Here is a 16,564-nt window from a genome sequence, read left to right as displayed (position 1 = left end):
GAGGCAGCATGATTGATTGGATAGTTTCTTTTGCGGTTAAGCGCCGCATGATGGTGCTTGCGCTCACGCTTTTATTTGCAGGCTTTGGTGTATACAACACCCAAAATTTAGCCGTTGATGCCGTACCCGATATAACTAATGTGCAAGTACAAATAAATACAAAAGCGCCTGGGTTTACCCCGCTTGAAGCAGAGCAGCGCATTACCTATTTAATTGAAACCGCTATGGCGGGCATACCAAAGCTTGATTACACACGTTCTATTTCGCGTTATGGGCTTTCGCAAGTTACCGTTATTTTTAACGAAGGCACCGATATTTACTGGGCGCGCCAGCAAATATCAGAGCGCATTCAAAGTATTCGCTCAGACTTGCCAGCCAATATTGAGCCAAACTTAGGGCCAATTGCCAGCGGGCTAGGGGAGATTTTTACCTACTCTGTGCATGCAAATAACGGTGCATTAAAAGATGATGGCACGCCATTTAACGCAGAGGATTTACGTACCCTGCAAGATTGGGTTATTCGCCCGCAGCTATTAAAAGTAAAAGGCGTTACCGAAATAAACAGCCAAGGTGGCTTTGAGCGTCAGTACCAAGTAGCCCCCGTGCCTGAAAAGCTACTCGCTTATAAGCTCTCGCTAAATGATGTTATTACGGCACTTAAATTAAATAATAGTAATCAAGGTGCGGGGTTTATAGAGCGCTTTGACGGGCAATATTTAGTGCGCTCGCCAGGGCAATTAAAAAGCATTGATGATATAGCCAATACCGTTATTGCTAAGCGCGATGATGCACCGGTACGTATTAAAGATGTAGCAAATGTGCGTTTAGGTAAAGAGCTCAGAACCGGCGCTGCTACTTATAATGGTAAAGAAACCGTGCTTGGCACCGCCATGATGCTAATTGGTGAAAACAGTCGCGTAGTGGCAAAAGCCATGGCTGATAAACTCAAAGACGTACAGCTAAGCTTGCCTGAAGGTGTTGTGGTAGAAGCAGTTTATGACCGCACAACCCTTGTTGATAAAACCATAGCAACCGTAAAAACCAACCTGTTCGAAGGCGCGGTGCTAGTGATTGTTATTTTGCTGCTGTTATTAGGTAACGTAACTGGCGCATTGATTACGGCAATGGTGATTCCGCTTAGTATGCTATTTGCCATTACCGGTATGGTAGGTAATCGCGTGTCGGGTAACTTAATGAGCCTAGGCGCAATCGACTTTGGTTTAATCGTTGATGGCGCTGTAATTGTGGTTGAAAACTGTTTAAGGCAATTAGGCCTTGCGCAGCATAAACATGGCCGGCTACTTACACTAAACGAGCGTTTAAGTGTTGTAACTGCGGCAACCAAAGAGGTATTTAGCCCTGCGGTATTTGGCATTTTAATTATTATGCTGGTGTATTTGCCGCTGTTTGCACTTAGTGGGGTTGAGGGCAAAATGTTTCAGCCAATGGCATTTACGGTTGTAGCCGCACTAGTTGGCGCACTTATTTTTGCTGTTACCTTTGTACCTGCCGCTATTGCGGTATTTGTGCGAGGAAAAGTAAGCGAGAGCGAAAATGCCGTTATGCGGGGTATTAAAAAAGGCTACAAACCACTGCTTGGTTTATCGCTTAAGTTGCCGTGGGTAATGTTAAGCATTGCTGCTGTGCTTGTAATTGCACTTGGCTTTAAAGTTAAAAATATGGGCGCTGAATTTTTACCGCAGCTTGATGAAGGCGATATAGCTATGCATGCGCTGCGCATCACCGGTACGGGGATTGAGCAATCGGTAAAAATGCAAAAAGAGCTAGAGCAAGCCATTTTAGACATACCTGAAGTTGAAAAAGTATTTTCAAAAATTGGCACTCCAGATGTAGCAAACGATCCTATGCCACCTAACGTTGCCGATACCTTTTTAATGCTAAAGCCGCGCGAACAATGGCCTAATTCTGCTTTAAGTAAAGAAGAACTGGTTAAGCAAATTCGCCATTTAGTAAATGAAGTACCAGGTAACAACTATGAGTTTACGCAACCTATAGAAATGCGTTTTAACGAGTTAATAGCAGGCGTGCGAGCCGACGTTGCGATGCGTATTTATGGCGATGATTTATCAACATTAAAACAGTATGGCGAAAAAGCCACAGCCTTGGTGCAAAACATTACTGGCGCAACTGATGTACGCCTTGAGCAAATGGAAGGTTTGCCTACACTTTCGGTAACGCCGCTTCGCGATCATATGGCACTGTTAGGTTTAACAGTAACCGATATACAGCAAAGTGTAAGTGCTGCGGTAGGCGGTGTACAAACCGGACTTATTTATGAAGGCGATAAACGCTTTTCGTTATTAGTGCGTTTAGATGAGCGCTGGTCAAGCGATGTATCACAGCTTGCGCGTTTGCCAGTGGCCGTGCCAAAAAGTGCCAACCCAGACCTTGCATTTGTACCGCTTGGCGAAGTTGCAAATATTAGTATTGATAAAGGGCCTAATCAAATAAACCGTGAAAGCGGTAAGCGTAATGTTGTTGTTACTGCAAATGTAGAAGGGCGCGACTTAGCAAGCTTTGTAAGTGATGCACAAGCCGCTTTAAATTCAGATCTTAATTTACCAAGTGGTTATTGGATTGAATACGGCGGCACGTTTGAGCAGTTAGAATCGGCAAGTAAGCGGTTATCGCTGGTGGTGCCAGTTACTTTATTGCTTATATTTGGCCTGCTTTACAGTGCGTTTAATTCACTTCGTGATTCGTTAATTATATTTAGCGGCGTACCACTTGCACTGACCGGTGGTGTACTTGCGTTACTATTACGCGATATGCCGTTATCAATATCGGCAGGCGTGGGGTTTATAGCGCTAAGTGGTGTCGCGGTATTAAATGGTGTGGTGATGCTGTCGTTTATTAAACAGTTAAGAGCCGATGGGCTTAGCTTAATAGATGCAATACAAACAGGTGCACTTTCGCGCCTGCGCCCAGTACTTATGACCGCTTTAGTGGCAAGTTTAGGGTTTATTCCTATGGCGCTAAATACAGGCACCGGCGCTGAGCTACAACGGCCGCTGGCGACGGTTGTAGTAGGGGGGATTATTTCATCAACCCTACTTACGTTATTAATATTGCCCGCACTTTATAAGCTAGTACATGCAAAATTTAATAGGCATCAAGCCGCTTAGTAGTTGCACCTAGTTAAGTAAAGTAAAAAGCAGCTGAAGTTTCAGCTGCTTTTTTGTTGTTAAGTAAACTTTGCAGGTTAATTATATTGAAACAAGTTATCCCAGCGCTCATCCAAAATAGATTTTGCGTGCTCCAAATTTATTGCGCTATACACATCATTAGTGCTCGTCACTAAGCGCATACGTACCAACTTTTCAAGGGCATCGCTAATTTCAAAATCAAGATCGCACTGGTATTTGTTTTTAAACCAATACTCTATTTGTTCATCAAGCGTTTGGGCGGTTAAGCCACTTTCTGATTTTAGTAAAAACGTATAGGCAAGCAGGGCTTCTTTTATGTCTTCTTCTTCGGCGGCGTCAATAAGGGTGTGAAAAACACCGGCGTTGTTATCGAGGTTTTTAAAGTAGAGGTTATCGCTAAGCGCTTTCATAAATTTAATTTTACGGTTTTTAAATTTACTCCATTCTTTAAAAATAAAGCTGCCAAATACCCCCATACCAATAGCAAAAGTAATAAAGTGTTGTTGAGTCATTTCTACAGCTTCACTTCTAAAACCACCCCAAAAGGCAAACAAAGCAAATAACAATAAAATTGATGCGCCAAGCTTAGTAATTAATACCACCGCACCGCCAACTAAAGCCGATGAGCCAATAATCACTTTATCAATAGGGCGCATGCGTACCTCGCTATTAGGAAATAGCATTTCGAGATCGGCTTTTGGCACATTTTGAAACAGCTTAACTATGGTCGAACTTGGTTCAAACCCTAAAGGTGTTTTATTTTTAGCTTCAAAGTGGGCTTTATCTTTAAAACGAATAAACACCGCAACACGGTCGTAATTAGTAAAGTGCAGCGGCTTTTTACGAAGGCCCCAAAAGCTGGTTATGGTTTCGGTCAGTTGCGACTCGCCACGGCGATAAAAAACCACTTCTTCAAAGTCATCAAATTCAACTTCAAGACGCACTTTAAATAGTGACTCTTCGTTTAATGCATCTTTTAAATCTTGATTAGTGATCACTTCAAAGTTAGCTGCGTTGAGCACCTTGGCAAAGTCGCGCGCAAATTCACGTTGGCACTGCGCTTTTTGATCGTTTGAAACCGGCGCTAATGATCGCGTGTCACTATTGGGATCAAAAGGGGCGTAGTTATTTTTAAGCGACTCAAGTGTTGTGTGGTAATCGTAATGAATAAGGCTTGCTAGTAAATCACAAAATTGTTTAAACGATGTTTTTTGTGTACTGCTTTTAAGCTCTTCGCTACACATATCAACAATATCTTGCTTTCTAAAGGGAATAAAACGCGCACTTTGCATAAGTTTTTAACTGCTTTGGTAGGTATTTAACTGCATTGACACATAATAAAATATTCTTATGGATATTACTAATTTGTTAACACCCTAGGACCTGATAAATTTAGTACACAGTTTTCAGCGTGTATTAACCTAAATATGTAATTATTGGTTTATTGAATACTCTTGTTCTTACTGATAAGTGAAAAGGATTTACTATGGCCATTCAAAAAAAGCTAAAAGAAAAAACACGTAATTTTATTGACTCTAAGCATATGCTTAGCGGTATTACAGTGGCGTCGTTTTTAGAGTCAACCATAGTTCCTATTCCACTTGAAGCAGTGCTTGTGCCTCTTATGCAGGCTCGTCGAGAAAAGCTATGGCTTATAGCATTAATGGCGACCTTGGGCTGCATAGTGGGTGCATTGTTTGGTTATGCATTGGGTTACTATTTATTTGATGCAGTAGGCGATTGGATTATTAATACACTTTCGAGCCCTGAACAATTTGAAAACGTTAAACAAAAAATGCAAGATCAAGGCTTTTGGTTTGTAATAACACTGGGCATTGTGCCCATTCCATTTCAAATAGCGATGCTTGCAGCAGGCGCGACTAAGTACTCTATTTGGCTATTTTTATTGGCCTCGGGTATTGCGCGTTCTATTCGTTACTTTGGCCTGGCTATTATTGTTTATTATGCCGGTAATGAAGCTGAGCGAATTATTAGTAAACATAAAACTAAAGCGATGATTGGCATTACTATTTTAGTGTTGGGATTGTGGGGACTTAGTACCGTAGTTTAAGTTTAAATTTGAGGGGGATTACGGTTTTCATCTTCGTGATGGTTTTTATTATTGTGCTATAGTTTTCAAATGAAGTACTGAAAAACCTAGCAATTAATATGATTGACACAGTAAAACTTACCGTTAAACTTTCTAACTTTTATAAAATGCCTTTGATCAATAAAGTTTTAAGTTTAGCTTTATTGATCTATATTGCTATTTTTTCAGCCTACTCCCTAACTAACTTTCCTCCCTTACAAGTTCAAAACAATGTGTACGGATTTACTACCGATTTTATTAATTTAATTGTCATTATATTTCTGTTTTGGATGGTTCAATGCTCTGAGCTATCTAAAAAAGCATATATTTTTTCTAGTTTTGGTTTATTACTATGGAGCATTGGCACCACGGCAGACGTGCTTGATGAGTTAGTTGTACAGCCTTATTGGATAAGTATTTATTTTGAGGACTTATGCAGAACCAGCGGCATGCTTTTAACTTCCTATGGTTTATTTAAAACTATGCGCTTTGTACAAAGTATTAATAACCGATTAGCGCGTGAGCTCATTATTGACGATTTAACCAAGGTACATAATAGACGTTATTTTTATCAGCACGCTAAAGATGCTCAGCACTCACCTTACGTTATTTTAATTATCGATATAGACCACTTTAAAGCAATCAATGATGAGTTTGGTCATGATGTTGGTGATGTAGTGCTTAAAGAACTAGCAACTAAATACGACAATGCTTTTACGCACCAAAACGAATTTGCTCGCCTCGGTGGTGAAGAATTTGGTGGCTACTTACCTACAAATAATATGACGCAAGCGTGTGATTTTTCGCAGCAATTAATTGACCTTGCGCACACCATAAATATTCAAAACTCTCGTCACTTAACAGTAAGTATAGGTGTTGCAATGCAAACGCCTAATGAGCTTTTAGGTAAAGTAATGAAGCGCGCTGATTAAGCTTTATATTTAGCTAAGAAGAGTGGCCGAGATCGTTTTGAAATTGCCCCGTAAGCGTTTTAATTATATAAAAACACGTCCTTATTGTTTGCACATTTACTACACTTTTTAACGTTTTCGTAAGGAAATGTCAGTGAGGGTAATGCTTTGTAAATCATGAAATTAAAATAGAATGTTTGGGTCATAATGGAGATATTAATAATAAGGAATAACCTTAATGACCAACTCCCTTTTAAAAGCTGCATTACCCTTAAGTCTAATTACTATTTTGTCGGGCTGTGGCTCTGACGATAGCTCAAGCTCTACAGGTTACATCCAATTGTATAACGGCTCTTACAATAGCCCATACACACGTTTGTTTGTTGAAGAAACAGAGCGGTCAGGCGCTGATTTTGCTGATGTAACTACTCGCCATAACTACAGCACAGACACTTATGATGTAAGTTTTGAGTACCTAGATGCTAACGACAGCTATATAACAATTAGCGATCAAGAAATTTCTATTAAGGGTGACAAAACACAGTTAGTAGTAATGAGTGGTAACTTTGATGAGCCTACATTTACAGAGCTTAGCGTACCTATCTCAAGCGATACGGGTGAGTTTAACTTAGGGTTTTACAATATTGCAGGTGAGGATACTAGCTACGATATTTACTTAGCAACTGATGATGGCGTATTTGAAAGCGCGACACTTTTTTCATCGGCTCAATATTTAAGTGAGTTAGATCTGCAAAGCGTTGATGAAGGTTATTACACTATTTACATAACAGAAGCGGGCAGCAGTGATGTTGTGTACGAGTCTTCATCTGTTTATTTATACGATGAAGCAAGTTATGTAGCAATGATCCGCCCAAGTTATGCAACAGAAGAAGGTGGTATTACGCTTGATGTAGTAACCGATAATAACTACGTTACTGAGCTTAAACATCAATCTGCACTGGGGCAATTACGTTTTATAAATACGGTTGATGACTACTCGCCAGTAAGCTTTTCTGCTACACGCGGTACAACTGTAAACACAACAAATACAGTCGCTAGTGACTCTTATACCGATTATGTTGAACTTTCGCCTAATAGTTACAGCGTAGCGATGTACGACGAAGAAGGTACAAAACTAGCTGATAACTTTTTAATGACGCTAGAGCGCGAGCAAAGTGCGGTGGGTATTTTTTATAACGACGCAGATAACGGTTTACGTATGATGAGCGTTGAAGAAAATCTAACACCAAGCAGTTACAGCCATACGGTATCGGTTGTAAACCTAATTGAAAGCTACGCAGGGCAGTCGGTTTCAGATGTAGATGTGTACTTTACACTTAACGGCGAAACGGTAGACGACACTAGTAACGTAGTCGATGGCCTAGATAAGTATGACCAAGAAGAGCAGGTTGTAGATAACGAAATTTACACGGTTTATGTTGTTTACGAAGACAACGGCCAGCAAATTGTGCTTATTCAACAAAGCGATATGGACTTTACACAAGAGGGTAACTACATATTGATTTTAGAGCATGATGAAACAACAAGCTCAGGTTATAAGATGACCCTAGAGCGCACTATTACCGATAGTGTTGAATAAACCTAAGCATATTAAGTAGCATAAAGCCTAAGCACTTTAAGTACTTAGGCTTTTTTATTGAACAAAATTTACCTACTCATTAATAATTAGGTACACTCAGGGCATAATAATTAATAAGAGTGTGCCATGGATGATTTAGTTGGGTTAGCCGTCATAGTAATACTGGTTGTAGTTGCCGGTGCTATTTGCGGCTTAATAGCGCTAGTGCAGTTAAATGGATTAAAACAAGAAGTTGCTGTTTTAAGGGCCAAAATAACACATCTACAAACACATAAATCGATATCGCAAAGTGAACCTCAAAGTGAAGCATCTACGGCTCAGGCAGCGCTTTCAATAACAGAGCCAATTGCTCATAAAGCACAGCCAAACTTAACGTCCCAAAACGCGTTGCCACCTGTAATAAATCAGCTATCAGCGCCTCCTAAAAAAGCCAAACCAGCTGAAGCATCAGCCATAGAATTACTATTTAATAAATTACGCGCAGGGTTTGAAGAGAACTGGATGACCTGGATAGGCGCAATAGCGCTTGCGTTTGGGGGCATCTTTTTAGCTAAATATAGCCTAGAAGCGGGATTACTATCGCCTGTAATGAGGCTAAGTTTAGGCGGCTTATTTGGGCTTGGCCTAATTGCAGCCGCAGCTTATTTACACCATAAACGCATTGTATTTGAAGGCTTTAATAATTACATACCCGCAGCGCTTGCAAGTGGTGGGTTTATTACTTGTTTTGCTTTAACGCTTTTAGCTTACAGCAGTTACGACATGCTGAGCCCTACCGTGGCATTTTTTGCGTTAGCTATTATAGCAATTAGTGCAAGCGCGATGGCGCTTAGGTTAGGCCCGCTATTGGCCGTGCTTGGTATTATTGGCGCTTACAGCGTACCAATATGGGTTAGCACTGGCAGTGGTAACTTATTTGCGCTGTTAATGTATATTGGCTTTGTAAGTTTGTCGGCTGCGTTAGTTGCACATAAAGTACAACGTATTTGGCTATGGTATTTACTATGGGCTGGGCACATTGGCTGGTATTTAGTTGGTTTTACGCTACTTAAAGCTAATACCGCTTGGTTAATGGGGGCATTTGCTTCACTTAGTATTGTAGGGTTAATTGCTATACCGCGCTTAGGTCTAAAACTGAATGTTATTGAACATCGCCCGCACAGTTTAAAACGTTTACTTAAAGTGCTTCCAGATCATGCATTACTACTCGCTTTTATAGCGCCCTTAATATTTACTATGTTGATCAGTCACTTTGATATGCAGTGGCAAGCAATCGGCGTGTTAAGTATTGTATTGGTGTTGTTTTTAGTCCTTAAAAATAGCCGTTGGGATATTTGGCAGGGCGTAGCGTTAGTTATTTCAACGCTATTAGTATTAGGCGCTCAGCGCACGCATCTTTCGCCAAACCTATTTGATGACGCCCTCTTTATATTCAAAAATGAATACGGTTTGGGTTTATTACTCGGATTGTTACTTACCGCTTTTGGGCTCTATTACGGTAAAAAACAGATTAAGCGTTTAGCGTTTCATATTACGGGGGCATTTAGTGCATTTGTAATGATAGCGACTTTATATACGCTTATTCCTAATTCCGCGTTAAGTACTGCATATCCACTTTGGGCCGTTGCATTGTTTGTAGTGGCGGCTATTTTAATAAAGCTCGCGCAGCATAATACAACGCTATTTCAGCGTTTTACTTATTGGGTAGGGGCTAATGCCAATATTACGTTAGCAATTACCATGCTATTAAGTGACAGCGGCCTAACCATTGCACTTGCTGTACAAGTATTACTTATAAGCGTACTTATAAAACGCTATAACGTGCCTATGCCGCATTGGCCTATAAAAGCCTTAGTTGCTGCGTTATTACTGCGCTTAACGCTTGCGCCTTGGACACCAAGTTACGATGCACTTACGGTATTTGGTTTGCATTGGAGTATTGTGGTTTATCCGTTATGTATTGCGTTATTTTTTGCCGCAGCTAAGTGCTTTGACTCATCAAAACTTAAAATATGGCTCGAAGGTGCAGCTCTTCATTGTTTAGCGCTTTTTATTACTACCGAAACAAGTTATCAGTTAGTAGGGCATTATCCGCAATTTGATTCACTTAACTTTTACGAGCAAATACTCCTTACTTGTAACTGGCTGGCATTAGGGTGTGTGTATTTACACAGAGCAAAACTTGCCGGTACTTTAGCTAAGTTATATAAAGTGGCGGGCTTTGTACTTGCAGGGTTAGCAGGGCTTTTTGCTATTAAAACACTACTTGACGATAACCCATTATTTGAATCACTTTACATAGGTGAGCTGCCAATATTTAACTGGTTATTACTATTGTGGTTAGTACCTGCAGGATTAACGCTTTGGCTGGCCAAGCTTGTAAAACCAATAAATGCTAAAGCTACGCCATTTATATTAGCCGTTGCAGGTGGCTTTATATTATTGGCAATAAACAGCTTTATTCGTCAGTACTGGCAAGGTCCTTACATATACTTATCAAAAGGGGCGAGCAATGCAGAGCTCTATAGCTACTCTGTTATTTGGTTAGTATTGGGTGCGGGTACTGTTATTTTTGGTCATTTAAAAAATCAATTATTAATACAAAAAGTAGGCCTAGGCATACTAGCTGCAGTTATTGTTAAAGTGTTTTTAATTGATATGGCTAACTTGGAAGGCTTACTTAAAGCGCTTTCGTTTATTGGATTAGGGCTTTCATTGGTGGGGTTAAGTTGGTTGTTCCAAAAGCTTAGAAGCCGAGTAAATCAAGTTTAACTTTATGAATACTTTATAAAGCAAAGCCCAGTGAAGATACTGGGCTTTTTGTTTTACGCTATTACTTGATAGCTTTTAACTAGAACACTTTTAACTAGATCACTTTTTACTAGCTTATTATGTACTGTGATTAAGCAGTGCCTTTAGTTTTCCCGGTTTAATTGGCTTACTTAAATAATGAATATTAGCGGCTTTGGTTTCTTGTTTAAGCTCGGTGTCGCGCACTGCGGTAATTAAAATAGCAGGGACTTGGCTTTGCCAAATTTCGCGCAGGGTTTTAATTAGCGTTATGCCATCGCAGTCATTACCTAATTGATAGTCCATTAAAATAACATCGGGTGCAGCGTTTTGCTTAGCATGCGCTAGTACATTATCTACGTTATCAAACAGGGTGTAATTAGCTTGCCACTTTTTAAGTAAGCTTGCCATTGCTGCTAAATTTTCAGGGTCGTCGTCTACGGCAACAATATTAATTGCTGCACGGTTTTCTATTAGGCTGTTTGTAGTACTTTTTTGTTGTACAAACTGCTCGTCACCATAAGGTACCTCAATGCTAAAACGGCTGCCTTTATTTGGCTCAGAATGCACATCAAGCGGCAAACTTAATAAGTCAGCCATACGTTTTACAACACCTAAGCCTAAGCCTACGCCTTTGTTGTCGCCCGACTCAACACGGTAAAAGTCGTTAAATATTTTAGCTTGCTCTACTTCGCTAATACCAGGGCCTGTATCCCATACTTCTATTCGTAAATTGTGTTTTCGGTTCCTGCAGGCAATTAATACACGGCCATTATCGGTGTATTTAACTGCATTAGAGACCAAGTTTTGAATAATCCGGCGAAGATAGGTTATATCGCTGTGCACAATTTGCTGGTTTGAACGCACACCAAGTTTAAGGCCTTTATCACTTGATAAAATAGCGTATTCACTTTGTAGTGGTGCTAAAATATCTTCAATATAGAAGTGGCGAGGGGTTGGGGTCATAGCGCCTTGCTCAAGCTTAGCTATTTCAAGCAATGCCGACATTAAATGTACGGTTGAATCGAGACTGTCGCCTAATTTTTCAAAGCTGTTTTGGTTAGTGCTGTCGAGCTGTTTTTCGTCAATGGCGGCAAGGTATAAACGTGCTGCATTTAACGGCTGTAAAATGTCGTGACTCGCCAGTGCTAAAAAGCGCGTTTTACTGTCGTTGGCTTGCTCTGCTTCTCGTTTAGCTAAAGTAAGTGCTTGCTCGGTTTGTACGCGGCTATCTATTTGAGCTTGTAAGTCTTTATTAATAGTTTGTACTTCTTGAGTACGTGCTTCTATGCGATTTTCAAGATCCATGTTTACTTCTTCAAGCGCATTTTGCGTACTTATGTGGTTTGTAATATCCGAAAAGCTGGTAACAAATCCGCCATCGGGCAGTGGATTACCAATCATTTCGTATACTTGGCCATTACGACGGTGGCGAATAAAATGATGCGAGCTGCCATATTTTAAATGCTGTACACGTTTTTCTACTTGGCGTTCTATTTCACCGGGGCCACATTCACCACGGTTAGCGTTGTATCTAATAATGTCTTCTATAGGTTGGCCTACTTCTAAAAAGCCTTCAGGGTAGCCAAACATTTCATTGTAGCGTTTGTTCCATGCAACGAGTTTTAAATCTTTATCAACAACTGAAATACCGTGGCTTAAATTTTCGAGTGAGGTAAATAACAGGTTTTGATTAAATTGCAGCGCTTGTGTGGTTTCGTCAAAAAAGTTTACTACTTCTTCAAACGCCATACGTTTACCCGACGATACCGTATGTATTAATGCTTGCGCTGACGATGCACCAAGCACGCCCGTTAATGCGCGCTCGCAGTAAGCTATAAATTCAGGCTCTGGGTGTGCGTTGTTATCGCTTAAATGATGGGCGAGTGCGTAATGGGCCAATACTTGTTGGCTGCGCTGAATACCTAGAAAGGTTTGCAGTAGTATTTTAAAGTCGTAAACGGTGGCTTTTACGTCTTTATTTAAGCGCCTTGATAAAATAGCCTGATCTTTAGGGTTAACAAAAGCAGCGGCCTGAATTTTATCAATTAAGCGTTCCTCAGCCCCGAGTGAAAAACTAATATAACAACCAATATTGGCAAACAAAGCTATCAAGGTTCCACGCGTTATAAGCGTTTGTTGCAGCTCGCTATCAAGGGTTGTACCGGCATCGAGTATTGGCAGCATTAAAAATAGTATCCAGCAAATAAAGCCTGCTACTAAACCCGCATATACCCCATAAGCATGACCTTTTCGCCAGTATAAACCACCCACAATAGAGGGCAGCAATTGGGTAACAAGTGAAAACGCCACCAAGCCCATACTGGCCAGTGCGCTACTATGGCCAAACCATTGCTGATAGAAATAGGCCAAAATTAATATGCCTGCAATAGCAAAGCGCCTTACAAGTAATATACGAGACTTATAACTGCTGGTAATTAAGTTACGTTTAAACTTTCTACGCAGCATTAACGGCAGTACCACATCGTTTGAGATCATCGTGCTTAATGTAAGCGTTGCTACCACTATCATTGCGGTGGCGGCCGATAGTCCACCTATAAATACAAAGGTGGTTAAAAAAGCGTTGTCGTTAATTAGCGGTAGGGCAAGTACAAAGCTGTCGGGTGAATAGCCGCTGCCAATTTCAGGATGAATGGCCGCCGTCGCGATAGGTAAAATCATTGCGGCTGTTAGTAGTAAATACAGCGGAAAAGCCCAGCGAGCGGTAAGTAAGTGGCGTTTGTTTTGGTTGTCGACCACGGTTACATGAAACTGGCGAGGCAAACATATAATAGCCGCTGCAGCCATTAAAGACTGGCCAATAAAGTTAAAGCTAAAAAAGTTAAAATCGCTCCAGTGACCCCAAATAGACTCAGTTACTTTGTTCGTGGTGGCTTCAGGTAAATTAAAAAGTGTAAATACTGCAAGCCCCGCAACGGCAATAAGAGCAATAAGTTTAATCATAGATTCAAATGCAACAGCGAGCATTAACCCAGAGCGATATTCAGTTACATCAACTTTGCGAGTACCAAAAAATATAGCAAATAAAGCCATAATTAGTGTGGCAGAAAGCGCGAGCATATCGCCGGATATTTTATTACTGTTTTGCAAAAGTAAAAAGCTTGTACTAAGCGCTTTTAATTGCAGTGCAATGTAGGGAATGGTTGCCAGTAATGCGATTACAGTAACCATTATTGCTGTAGTTTGACGTTTGCCGTAACGAGCTGAAATAAAGTCAGCAATAGTCGTTATATTTTGTTTTTTACTTACCAGTACCAGCTTACGTAAAAATCCTTGGCCGAATAAAAACAGCAACGCAGGGCCTAATAATATTGGCAAGTAACTCCAACTGCTGGTGGCGGCTGTTCCAACCGAACCGTAATAAGTCCAAGAGGTACAGTAAATCCCGAGTGAGAGTGAATACACAAATGGGTGATGGCTAATACGCTTTGCTAAAGGGGTTGTTTTATCGCCCCAATTGGCAAGCCAAAACAGCACACCTATATAACTTAAAGCAACAATAATGAGTACGGCAGTCATGTTGTTATTAAACCTTATTATTTTAAATAGTCCCTCATCCTTATGAGGGATTAACACAATACCAGAACTGAGGTTAAGTGTGAGGCTTGAATTTAAAATAAAACTTTTATTTTATTTATATCTTATTGAATATTAAGAGTAAAAATAAAACACCCTTGAGCATTAGACTAATGTCGCATTAATGACCAACTTATCAATTTAATCATAAAGCCAGCTTACAAAAACAGCCTAAGCAATTGAAATAATATAAAAATATATAAAACACGCTTGAATGATAAATACAGTTTACGTAAACGTTAATAGGCTGTTACGACTATGGTCTCAATTCAATATTTAACCAGCGTTGCTAGATTGGTAAGCGAAGATAAAAAACCACTCATCGCGATATTGCGGTGCTTAAAGGGGAAAACAAAAATGGCTTTTAAAGATGAAGAACAAGCAAAAGCTTATTGGGCAGAAAACATTTCGCTGTTATTTAAACTGTTAGCAGTGTGGTTTGTTGTGTCTTTTGGGTTTGGCATATTACTGGTTGATGTACTTAATGAAGTACGTTTTTTTGGGTTTAAACTTGGCTTCTGGTTCGCCCAGCAAGGCGCGATTTATACCTTTGTTGCTTTGATTTTTGTGTACGTTTTCAAAATGAATACGTTAGATAAAAAATACGGCGTAGACGAATAGGAGCTAAGCAATGGATGTTCAAACACTCACGTTTTTAATTGTTGGTTTAAGCTTTGCGCTTTATATCGGCATAGCAATATGGGCCCGAGCGGGTTCAACCAAAGAGTTTTATGTAGCGGGCGGCGGCGTACCTCCTCTTGCTAATGGTATGGCAACAGCTGCCGATTGGATGAGCGCCGCGTCGTTTATTTCAATGGCGGGTATTATTTCGTTTGCAGGTTACGATGGCAGTGTTTACTTAATGGGGTGGACAGGTGGTTATGTACTATTAGCCATGTGTTTAGCGCCTTACTTACGTAAATTCGGCAAGTTTACTGTGCCAGACTTTATTGGCGACCGTTACTATTCACGTACCGCGCGTTTAGTTGCTATTTTTTGTGCCATATTTATTTGTTTCACTTATATAGCAGGGCAAATGCGTGGCGTAGGCGTGGTATTTTCACGCTTTTTAGAAGTAGAAATTGAAACCGGTGTTTACATTGGTATGGTGATTGTATTCTTTTATGCGGTACTTGGCGGCATGAAAGGCATTACCTACACACAAGTAGCGCAGTATTGTGTACTTGTATTTGCATACCTTGTACCAGCCATTTTTATCTCGATGATGATGACGGGTCATTTCTTCCCACAAACCGGTTTTGGTGCCACATTAATTGGCAGCGATGGCGTGTACGTACTTGATAAACTAGACGGCTTAAGCGCTGAACTTGGTTTTGCGCAATATACCGAAGGCTCTAAGAGCATGATTGACGTATTCGCTATTACTGGTGCGTTAATGGTAGGTACTGCTGGTTTACCACATGTAATTGTACGCTTTTTCACTGTACCTCGCGTAAAAGACACACGTATTTCTGCTGCATGGACTCTTGTGTTCATCGCGATTGTTTACACAACAGCACCTGCGGTTGCAGCCTTTGCTCGCGTAAACATGGTTGATACTATTAATGGTAAAGACGGTAGCGGTACAGCTTACGCAGAAGCACCAGGATGGATTAAAAACTGGGAACGCACAGGTTTAATTACATTTGATGATAAAAACGGCGATGGCAAAATGTTCTACACGGCGGGTAAAATCACCGATCCGAACAGTGCTAACGAAGTAAATGTAGACCGCGACATTATGGTATTAGCAAATCCAGAAATTGCTAATTTACCAGCATGGGTAATCGCACTTGTAGCTGCAGGTGGTATTGCCGCTGCATTGTCTACAACAGCAGGTTTACTACTGGTTATTTCGACCTCCGTTTCGCACGATTTACTCAAGCGAACCCTCAAGCCCGATATTACCGACAAGCAAGAGTTACTTGCAGCGAGGTTGGCAGCCATGGTCGCTATTGTTATCTCCGCGTACTTTGGTATTAACCCGCCTGGATTTGTGGCATCGGTAGTGGCATTTGCATTCGGCTTGGCGGCAGCGAGTTTCTTCCCAGCAATTATTATGGGTATATTCTCTAAAACAATGAACCGAGAGGGCGCAATTGCAGGCATGGTAACGGGTATTGGCTTTACCGCTGCTTATATTATCTTCTTCAAGTTTGTAAGCCCTGAGCTTAACAATCCTGAACATTGGTTTTTAGGTATTTCGCCTGAAGGTATTGGCTTAATTGGTATGATTATTAACTTTGTAGTAGCTGCAGTTGTTCTTAAATTTACTCAAGCTACACCTATTGAAATTCAAGAAATGGTAGAAGGTATTCGTAACCCTAAAGGGTCAGCTGAAGCGCACGATCACTAGGCAACATTTACAGATATAGTAAAAAAACATAAAGCACCAAAAGCCCGACTTTAG

The 16,564-nt window shown here is 40.6% G+C and carries 9 protein-coding genes; 7 read left to right on the top strand and 2 right to left on the bottom strand.

The features are described from left to right. The first annotated feature begins 8 nt into the window (after positions 1–8). Positions 9–3,146, top strand: a complete 3,138-nt coding sequence (locus H5120_RS06975) for an efflux RND transporter permease subunit (RefSeq protein WP_182673958.1) — start codon at positions 9–11, stop codon at positions 3,144–3,146. Positions 3,147–3,223: 77 nt separating this feature from the next. Here the strand turns inward: H5120_RS06975 and H5120_RS06970 are convergent, their stop codons facing one another. Next, on the bottom strand, positions 3,224–4,459 hold the full coding sequence (locus tag H5120_RS06970; RefSeq protein WP_182673957.1) for a TMEM143 family protein: 1,236 nt from the start codon (positions 4,457–4,459) through the stop codon (positions 3,224–3,226). A 194-nt stretch (positions 4,460–4,653) separates the two neighbouring features. Between H5120_RS06970 and H5120_RS06965 the strand changes: the two genes are divergently transcribed. The 4 genes from H5120_RS06965 to H5120_RS06950 all read left to right on the top strand — a co-directional run bounded on the left by H5120_RS06965 (position 4,654) and on the right by H5120_RS06950 (position 10,539). Further along, positions 4,654–5,238, top strand: a complete 585-nt coding sequence (locus H5120_RS06965) for a YqaA family protein (RefSeq protein ID WP_002961545.1) — start codon at positions 4,654–4,656, stop codon at positions 5,236–5,238. Positions 5,239–5,336: 98 nt separating this feature from the next. Then, on the top strand, positions 5,337–6,188 hold the full coding sequence (locus tag H5120_RS06960; RefSeq protein WP_182673956.1) for a GGDEF domain-containing protein: 852 nt from the start codon (positions 5,337–5,339) through the stop codon (positions 6,186–6,188). A gap of 217 nt (positions 6,189–6,405) precedes the next feature. Further along, positions 6,406–7,767, top strand: a complete 1,362-nt coding sequence (locus H5120_RS06955; RefSeq protein ID WP_182672785.1) for a hypothetical protein — start codon at positions 6,406–6,408, stop codon at positions 7,765–7,767. Between the two features lie 126 nt (positions 7,768–7,893). Next, a complete protein-coding gene (locus H5120_RS06950; protein WP_182673955.1) occupies positions 7,894–10,539 on the top strand; it encodes a DUF2339 domain-containing protein in 2,646 nt (881 codons plus the stop codon). A 117-nt stretch (positions 10,540–10,656) separates the two neighbouring features. On the opposite strand, the gene H5120_RS06945 is transcribed toward H5120_RS06950, so the two are convergent. Next, positions 10,657–14,097 carry a PAS-domain containing protein gene (locus H5120_RS06945; protein ID WP_182673954.1) on the bottom strand — a complete coding sequence of 1,147 codons (3,441 nt, stop codon included), beginning with the start codon at positions 14,095–14,097 and terminating at the stop codon, positions 10,657–10,659. Between the two features lie 414 nt (positions 14,098–14,511). Here H5120_RS06945 and H5120_RS06940 point away from each other — a divergent pair, with 414 nt between their 5' ends. Next, on the top strand, positions 14,512–14,775 hold the full coding sequence (locus H5120_RS06940; protein ID WP_002961535.1) for a DUF4212 domain-containing protein: 264 nt from the start codon (positions 14,512–14,514) through the stop codon (positions 14,773–14,775). Between the two features lie 10 nt (positions 14,776–14,785). Then, positions 14,786–16,510 carry a sodium:solute symporter family protein gene (locus tag H5120_RS06935; RefSeq protein ID WP_002961534.1) on the top strand — a complete coding sequence of 575 codons (1,725 nt, stop codon included), beginning with the start codon at positions 14,786–14,788 and terminating at the stop codon, positions 16,508–16,510. Positions 16,511–16,564: the final 54 nt, after the last annotated feature.

It is taken from the genome of Pseudoalteromonas sp. SR43-2, from assembly GCF_014163885.1.
In the GTDB taxonomy this organism is placed as follows: Bacteria; Pseudomonadota; Gammaproteobacteria; order Enterobacterales; family Alteromonadaceae; genus Pseudoalteromonas; species Pseudoalteromonas distincta.
Note: the sequence above shows the minus strand (reverse complement) of the source record. Positions and strands in the feature narration are given on the sequence as shown.

What these genes read in the sequence shown, in the direction of transcription:
- H5120_RS06975 (WP_182673958.1), top strand. Translation starts at nt 9, where the DNA reads ATGATTGATTGGATAGTTTCTTTTGCGGTTAAGCGCCGCATGATGGTG.
- H5120_RS06970 (WP_182673957.1), bottom strand. Translation starts at nt 4,459, where the DNA reads ATGCAAAGTGCGCGTTTTATTCCCTTTAGAAAGCAAGATATTGTTGAT.
- H5120_RS06965 (WP_002961545.1), top strand. Translation starts at nt 4,654, where the DNA reads ATGGCCATTCAAAAAAAGCTAAAAGAAAAAACACGTAATTTTATTGAC.
- H5120_RS06960 (WP_182673956.1), top strand. Translation starts at nt 5,337, where the DNA reads ATGATTGACACAGTAAAACTTACCGTTAAACTTTCTAACTTTTATAAA.
- H5120_RS06955 (WP_182672785.1), top strand. Translation starts at nt 6,406, where the DNA reads ATGACCAACTCCCTTTTAAAAGCTGCATTACCCTTAAGTCTAATTACT.
- H5120_RS06950 (WP_182673955.1), top strand. Translation starts at nt 7,894, where the DNA reads ATGGATGATTTAGTTGGGTTAGCCGTCATAGTAATACTGGTTGTAGTT.
- H5120_RS06945 (WP_182673954.1), bottom strand. Translation starts at nt 14,097, where the DNA reads ATGACTGCCGTACTCATTATTGTTGCTTTAAGTTATATAGGTGTGCTG.
- H5120_RS06940 (WP_002961535.1), top strand. Translation starts at nt 14,512, where the DNA reads ATGGCTTTTAAAGATGAAGAACAAGCAAAAGCTTATTGGGCAGAAAAC.
- H5120_RS06935 (WP_002961534.1), top strand. Translation starts at nt 14,786, where the DNA reads ATGGATGTTCAAACACTCACGTTTTTAATTGTTGGTTTAAGCTTTGCG.